Annotated in this window: 7 protein-coding genes; 1 reads left to right on the forward strand and 6 read right to left on the reverse strand. The window is 71.0% G+C overall.

Features of this window, described 5'->3' with window-relative positions; translation table 11 throughout:
• On the forward strand, positions 1-1,054 hold a 1,054-nt coding region (locus tag E1166_RS28175), incomplete at its 5' end, for a glycosyltransferase family 2 protein (RefSeq protein WP_243710565.1).
• Between the two features lie 114 nt (positions 1,055-1,168).
• Here the strand turns inward: E1166_RS28175 and prcA are convergent.
• The 6 genes from prcA to E1166_RS31245 all read right to left on the reverse strand — a co-directional run bounded on the left by prcA (position 1,169) and on the right by E1166_RS31245 (position 7,282).
• On the reverse strand, positions 1,169-1,993 hold the full coding sequence (gene prcA / locus E1166_RS28180) for a proteasome subunit alpha (protein ID WP_132270704.1): 825 nt from the start codon (positions 1,991-1,993) through the stop codon (positions 1,169-1,171).
• 62 nt (positions 1,994-2,055) lie between these two features.
• The gene (prcB, locus tag E1166_RS28185) at positions 2,056-2,895 is read right to left on the reverse strand and encodes a proteasome subunit beta (protein ID WP_207914596.1); all 840 of its coding nucleotides are present in this window, start codon (positions 2,893-2,895) and stop codon (positions 2,056-2,058) included.
• Entirely contained in the window at positions 2,814-3,146 is a 333-nt protein-coding gene (locus E1166_RS28190; RefSeq protein ID WP_243710566.1) for an endonuclease VII domain-containing protein, read from the reverse strand. Before E1166_RS28190 ends, prcB begins: the two co-directional genes overlap by 82 nt.
• Before the next feature lie 162 nt (positions 3,147-3,308).
• Positions 3,309-3,524, reverse strand: a complete 216-nt coding sequence (locus E1166_RS28195) for a ubiquitin-like protein Pup (RefSeq protein WP_111133268.1) — start codon at positions 3,522-3,524, stop codon at positions 3,309-3,311.
• A gap of 104 nt (positions 3,525-3,628) precedes the next feature.
• Complete coding sequence (gene dop / locus E1166_RS28200; protein WP_132270702.1) at positions 3,629-5,146, reverse strand: depupylase/deamidase Dop; 1,518 nt, start codon at positions 5,144-5,146, stop codon at positions 3,629-3,631.
• Positions 5,147-5,206: 60 nt separating this feature from the next.
• Positions 5,207-7,282 carry a hypothetical protein gene (locus E1166_RS31245; RefSeq protein WP_165944451.1) on the reverse strand — a complete coding sequence of 692 codons (2,076 nt, stop codon included), beginning with the start codon at positions 7,280-7,282 and terminating at the stop codon, positions 5,207-5,209.
• Positions 7,283-7,343 lie beyond the last annotated feature (61 nt).

Raw genomic sequence — 7,343 nt, forward strand, 5'->3', positions numbered from 1 at the left:
CGACTGGAGTATCCGGAGGCATTCGATGACCCGCCCGCAGGTGTCCGCGGTGATGCTGGCCTACGGCGCCGAACCGTACCTGGTCGACGCCGCCCGCGCCGTGCTGGACAGCACCGGCGTCGACATCGAGCTGATCGTCGTCGACAACGGTTGCACCGGCGACGGCATCGACATCGTCAAGGGTTTCGCCGGCGTCCGGGTGATCCGCCCCGAGGAGAACACCGGCTACTCCGGCGGCTGCCGGGTGGGTGCCGCCGAGGCGACCGGCGACTGGCTCGCCTTCGTCAACTCCGACGCGATCGTCACCCCCGACGCCCTGGCCAAGGTCGTCGCGGTGGCCGGCGAGCCCGGCGTCGGCGCCGCGATGGCCTCCATCCGCCTCGCCAACAATCCGGAGCTGATCAACACCTCCGGCAACCCGCTGCACTTTACCGGCCTGTCCTGGGCCGGCGGCAACGGGGAGCCGGCCAGCGCCCACGCCGTACGCACCAGGGTGCCCTCGCTCAGCGGCTGCTGCTTCGTCATCAACCGGGCGCTCTGGCGCGAGCTGGACGGCTTCGCCGCCGAGTACTTCGCCTACCACGAGGACACCGAGCTCAGCCTGCGCCTCTGGCAGCGCGGCCTGCGGCTGGAGTACGTTCCGGACGCGGTCGTGAAGCACCACTACGAGTTCTCCCGCAACGCCCTCAAGCTCTACCTGGTCGAGCGGAACCGACTGGTCACGCTGCTCACCGCGTACGAGACGCGCACCCTGGTGGTGCTCGCGCCCGTCCTGCTGCTCACCGAGGCGGCCATGCTCGCCGCCGCGTTCGCCGGCGGCTGGCCGAAGCAGAAGTTCCAGGGCTGGGGCTGGCTGTGGCGCAACCGCGCCTGGCTGCGGGCCCGCCGCCGCCAGCTCCAGGCCGAGCGGAGCGTCCCCGACGGCGTCATCGCCGAGCTGATGACCGCCCGGGTTGCTCCGTCGAACGTCGACTCGCCACCCGGCATGGGCATCTTCAACGCGATCGCCGCCGGCTACTGGGCCATGGCCCGACCCCTGCTGCGCCGGCGCTGACCGCCAGCCCCACGGCACCGCTCGCGTGGCAGCACGTCGAGATCCTGGAAGCCTACGGCCCTCGGAAGGAGCCGCCTGCTTCCAGGATCTTCACAACCCTCGCGACCGGTTGGTCTACTCCGACGGCTGCTGGCCCTCCAGGTCGGCGGAGCCGGCGGAGGTGGTCGGCTTGTGCGCCTGCTCGGTGGGCACGGTGGGCGTCTTGGCCCGGCCGCCGGTCGGCGCGGCATCGCCCGCCGCGTCGCCCTCCAGCAGCGCGGTCAGCGCCGCCCCGGTGATCCGGCGGAAGGTACGGCCCACCCGGGCACGGTCCAGGACCGCCACCTCCAGCTGGTTGGCCGCGATGGTACGCGAGGCCCCGCCCTCGCCGCCGACGCTGCTCAGCGCCCGCACGGACAGCCGTACCGCCTCGCTGAGCGACATGTCCGCCCGGTGGTCGGACTTGAGCACGCTGGTGATCGCCTCGGCCTGGCCGCCCATCGCCATCCGGCCCGGTTCGTCGTTCACCGAGCCGTCGTAGGTGATCCGGTACAGCTCGTCCTCCTCGGCGGTGGCGCCGACCTGCGCGACGCTGATCTCCACCTCGAACGGCTTGGACTGCTCGGTGAAGATGGCGCCGAGGGTCTGCGCGAAGGCGTTGGCCAGCGCCCGACCGGTGACGTCCCGCCGGTCGTAGCTGAGGCCGTTGAGGTCGGCCATTCGTACGCCGGCACGGCGCAGGTTCTCGAACTCGTTGTACCGGCCGACGGCGGCGAAGCCGATCCGGTCGTAGATCTCGCTGACCTTGTGCAGGGCGCTGGAAAGGTTCTCCGCGACGAAGAGCACCCCGCCGGAGTAGCTGACGATCACCGCGCTGCGGCCCCGGGCGACGCCCTTGCGGGCCAGCTCGGAGCGGTCGCGCATGATCTGCTCGGGCGAGGCGTAGAACTGCATGGCCACGGCGGCGGTTCTCCTTCGGGCGCTGTGCTGACGACTGCTGACTGGTGGGGTGGGGAGCGGGGTCAGCCGCCCGGGTTCTCCATCCGGCCGGCCACGACCGCCTCGGCGATCGTCGCCGTCTCGGCGTCGGTGAGCCGGTGCGTGCCCTCGGCGGTCGCCGTCATCACCACCGGGTAGATCCGGCGGGTCAGGTCCGGCCCACCGGTGGCGGTGTCGTCGTCGGCGGCGTCGTAGAGCGCCTCGACGGCCAGCCGGGCCGCGTCGTCGATCGACAGTCCGGTGCGGAACCGCTTCTTCAACGCCGACTTGGCGAACAGCGAGCCGGAACCGATCGCGTCGAAGCCGGTCTCCTCGTAGGGGCCGCCGGTGACGTCGAAGCTGAAGATCCGTCCTGCCCGGGCCGGGTCCTTCGCCGCCAGGTCGAAGCCGGCGAACAGCGGGACCACCGCGAGCCCCTGCATGGCCGCGCCGAGGTTACCGCGGATCATCGAGGCGAGCCGGTTGGCCTTGCCGTCGAGCGAGAGCATCGCGCCCTCGATCTTCTCGTAGTGCTCCAGTTCCACCTGGAACAGTCGCATCAGTTCGAGGCCGATGCCCGCCGTGCCCGCGATGCCGACCAGCGAGTACGCGTCGGCCGGGTGCACCTTCTCGATGTCCCGCTGGGCGATTAGGTTGCCCATGGTGGCCCGTCGGTCGCCGGCCATCACCACGCCACCGGCGGCCGAGATGGCCACAATGGTCGTCGCGTGCGGCGCCAGGTCGGCGGCCATGCCCGGCGGCAGCGGCCGACGGCCCGGCAGCATCTCGGGGGCCACCCGGCTCAGGAACGTGGTGAAGGAGGACGTCCCCGCGTTGGTGAACACATCTGGTAGACGCCCGGATGGATCAAAACCCGCTGCCACGTGGTTCCTCTCAGGTACGTGATCGCCTTGGCCAGCCTCGTCGGACTGTCACGGAACTGGCCGAGACCACCATTGCAGTTGAAGCAGAGTATCCCGCGCACCCATCCGGTGCGATGATCGTGGTCCAGATGTTGAGGATCTTCGCCGCCGCAGATCGCACAGACCCTGCCCTGCTCGGCCAGGAGCTCCTGGAACTCACCTGAGACCTTCGGCGACCGGCGTTGGCGACTTCCGTCGCGGCTCGATGCCACGCTTACGCCGACTCGCCTCGGAACGGGCGGTCGCAGACGCCTTGCAGTAGTAGGCGAGCCCGTCCGCCCGTCGACGGTTACGGTGACGGGCAGTGGCCGGAAGCGGCTGCTGACACTGGGGGCACAACGTGTCCGACGCCTGAGGCAAATCGAACATATACCTCATTCGCCGCCTTTCTGGACATAGCCCCTCACGAACTCCTCGGCGTTCTCCTCCAGGACCGAGTCGATCTCGTCGAGCAGGTCGTCGACGTCCTCGGTGATCTCGGCGTGCCGCTCGGCGACCTCCGGGTTCGCCTCGGTGGTGACGTCCTCGATCTCCTCGCCCTGGCGCGACTTGCCGGTCTGCGACTGCCCGCCGCTGTCACGAGTGGCCATCTCGGTGCCTCCTTGACGATCGCTTGCGAGAAACTTACCTCGCGCGGGCGACGAACGGCCCGCCCCGCGCCGATCTTCCCGACGCGGGGCCGGTCCGGCGGCGCTCAGCCGCCGGTGAGCGTCTCCAGTAGGTCCTTGGCGCTCTCACAGCGGTCGAAGAGAGCGCCGACGTGCTTGCGGGTGCCCCGCTCCGGCTCCATCATCGGCACCCGCACCAGCGACTCCCGGCCCACGTCGAAGATGACGGAGTCCCAACTGGCCGCCACCACCTCCGAGGCGTACTGGGCCAGGCAGCGGCCCCGGAAGTAGGCCCGGGTGTCCTCCGGCGGCTCCACCATCGCGCGGCGGGTCTGCTCCTCGTCGAGCAGCGTCTTCATCGAGCCACGGGAGACCAACCGGTGGTAGAGGCCCTTCTCCGGGCGGACGTCGGAGTATTGCAGGTCGACCAGCTGGAGCTTGTGCGAACCCCATCCCAGCTTCTCCCGCTCCCGGTAGCCCTCCAACAGCCGCAGCTTCGCCACCCAGTCCAGCTCGTCGGCACAGAGGAAGACATCGCGGCCGAGCCGGTCGAGCACGCTCTCCCAACGGTCGAGCACATCGCTGGTCTGCGCGTCGACGTCGTCACCGTACCGGTCGTCCACGAAGGACCGGACCCGTTCCAGGTACGCCCACTGAAGGTCCAGGGCGGTCAGCCGACGGCCGTCGCGCAGCCGCATCAGGTGCTTCAGCGACGGGTCGTGGCTGACCGCACGCAGCTCGCTGACCGGATCGGCGATGCCCAGGTCGGCACCGAGCGCCTTCTCCTCGATCATGGTGAGGATCAGCGCGGTGGTGCCGACCTTGAGGTAGGTGGAGATCTCCGAGAGGTTGGCGTCCCCGATGATCACGTGCAGGCGGCGGTACTTGTCGGCGTCGGCGTGCGGCTCGTCCCGGGTGTTGATGATGGGGCGCTTGAGGGTGGTCTCCAGCCCCACCTCCACCTCGAAGAAGTCGGCCCGCTGGGAGATCTGGAAGCCGCTCTGGCCGCCGTCCTGGCCGATGCCGACCCGGCCGGCGCCGCAGACGATCTGCCGGGTGACGAAGAACGGCGTCAGGTACGCCACGATGTCGGCGAACGGCGTCTGCCGGCGCATGAGGTAGTTCTCGTGGGCACCGTAGCTGGCACCCTTGTTGTCGGTGTTGTTCTTGTAGAGGTGGATCGGCTGGGTGCCCGGGATGGTGGCGGCACGGCGGGCCGCCTCGGCCATCACCCGCTCCCCCGCCTTGTCCCAGCGAACCAGGTCCAGCGGGTTGGTCACCTCGGGCGTGGAGTACTCCGGGTGCGCGTGGTCGACGTACAGCCGCGCCCCGTTGGTCAGTATCACGTTCGCCAGGCCGAGGTCCTCGTCGGCGAGCGCCTCGGCCGGGTCGTACGCCGCCCCGGAGTAGGTGAAGCCTCGGGCGTCGCGCAGCGGCGACTCCTCCTCGTAGTCCCAGCGCGCGCGACCGCCCCGGTTGAGTTCCGGACGCGCCCCGTAGGCGTTGACCACCTGGGAGGAGGTCACCATGGGGTTGGCTCCGGCCTGGCCGGGCACCGAGATGCCGTACTCGACCTCGGTGCCCATGATTCGTCTGACGCTCATCGACCTACCTGCTCCGCTCGGCCCAACCCGGTCCCCCGTTCCTGTCGAGCGTAGTCGCCCTCAGCGCGCAGAGGGGCACGCCGGCACAGCCGGTGTCGGCTCGGTGGCGGCGGCGGCGGTGTCGGTCGGCAGGTTGACGGGAAGCACGTCGCACTCCGGCACGGTGAGGGGAACCCAGGTGACCCGCTCCCGCAGCGCCGGGTACTTGTCGAGGATCCAGTGCACCCGCCGCCCCGCGTTCGGGTCGGCGGTGATGAACCGGATCGGCCCCCGGACCCGCTCGACCATCTGGTGGGTGCGCCACGGCTCCTCGAAGACCATGCCGTACACGCCCAGCTCGGTCTGGGCGGTGGTGCCGTGCAGGGTGGAGAGACAGAGGGTCTCCAGGTACGGGCGGTAGGAGCCGCGATCGAGCACGAGCGTGGTGACGCCGGGCTGCTCGGGGTAGCGTCGCTGCGCCTCGGCGCAGACCCAAGCCTCTTTGGACGGCAGGTGCAGCTCCTGGTGGACCCACCGTTCGGTCCAGGTCTGCTCGTTGGCGATGAGCATGCTTCGCTGCCCGCCGACGACTCCGCACAGGAGCACCGCGACGACCACGACGCCCGCCGCGCCGAGGGTGCCGGCGAGGCTCGCGGTCACCGCCGGCCAGGACCAGCCGCGGCGGGGTGCGGGCAGCAGCCGCACCACGGCGGCGGTGCCGACGATGAGCAGCGCGGTGGCCAGGTGGGTGGACTTGATGAAGTAGTAGCCGGGCTCGACGCCGGAGGTGTCGTTGTAGTACGCGATGCCGAGCGACAGGGCGACGCCGACCGCGCAGACCAACAGCCAACGCCGCCAGGCGGGGTCGGTGCGGCGGACCTGGACCAGCAGGGCCACGCCCACGATGCCACCGAGCCAGATCAGGGCCCGCCATGCCTCGGTGCGGGCCTCGATGCCGCCGCCGACAGCCAGCGCCTCGGTCTGCTTGGCCCGCAGCACGCCGAGCAGCGGGGCGACCAGCGCCAGGGCGCTGCCCGCGACACCGACCAGCGCGACGGTCCCCCAGCGACGCAGCGCCTCCCGCCAGTGGCCGAGCAGCCAGCAGAGCACGAGCACGGCGGCGGGCGGGAGGAAAAGGTAGTAGGTGAAGCCGATGGCCACCACCAGACTGACCATTAGCACGAACTGTTCACGGGTGCCGGCCAGGGGGCGGCCGACGAGGGCGGCGAGGAGCACCGTCAGGGCGAGGCCGAGGACCTCGGTCGGGTAGCCGGACACCAGCAGCCGCGGCAGCTGAGTGCCCAGCAGGAGGGCGCAGACCACCACGGTGAGCGCGAAGCGGTGCAGCAGGTGGATCGGGCCGGAGATGCGCTGGGCGGCCCAGATCAGGGTCAGCACGAGAAGACCGAAGCCGGCCATGGTCCAGAAGGCGTAGTGCCCGACACCCTCCGGGCCGCGGGGGGCGGTGCCGGCCGGCACGAGGAACCCGTCGAGCAGGGCGGCGACGAGGTGCCAGCCCTGCGGGTAGTAGAGCATCTGGGGCAGCAGCACGTCCCTGGCGGCGGCGGGGTCGACGAAGGCGTACCCCCCGAGACGGCCGAGGACGTCGAAGAGGGCCAGGTGCCGCCAGTTGTCCTCGCCACGGCCGAGGATGGTCAACTGGCCGGCGAGGTCGTGCACGCGCTGCCACGGTGCGCTGAGGTAGATCATCAGCCCGGCGGTCGCGGCAACCGGGAACAGGTCGACCCAGCCGGGGCGGGGCAGTCGGGGCCGGCGGCGCAGCACGGCGGCGGCGAGAACGACCAGGGTGAGGGCGGTCCCGGTCAGCGGCACCGGTCGCATGCCCCAGGGCCAGACGGCGAAGAGCAGTCCGCCGGCGGTGGCGGCGCCGAGCAGCAGGGCGAGCGCCAGGACGAGCCGGTCGAGGAGGGTACGCCCGCCGCGCAGCACGCTGGCGGTGGCCAGCAACACCAGCGGGGGCAGCAGCCAGTCGCGGTGCAGGGCGTGGACGGCGAGGGGCACGAGCCAGGCGGCGACGAGCGCCGCCAGCACCGGAACCGGACGGCGCCGACGACGCCGGGAGGTGGGCACAGGCGGACGGACGTCCTCGCTCGCCGGGGTGATCGGCGGCTCGGCGACGGTGAGCTCGGGCGGCACGAGGCTCCTCGGCGGGGTCGATGGCGGTGCAGGAAGTCTACCGACGAGTCCGGCATACCCG

The sequence above is a fragment of the Micromonospora sp. KC213 genome, assembly GCF_004348325.1.
Taxonomy (GTDB): Bacteria; Actinomycetota; Actinomycetes; order Mycobacteriales; family Micromonosporaceae; genus Micromonospora.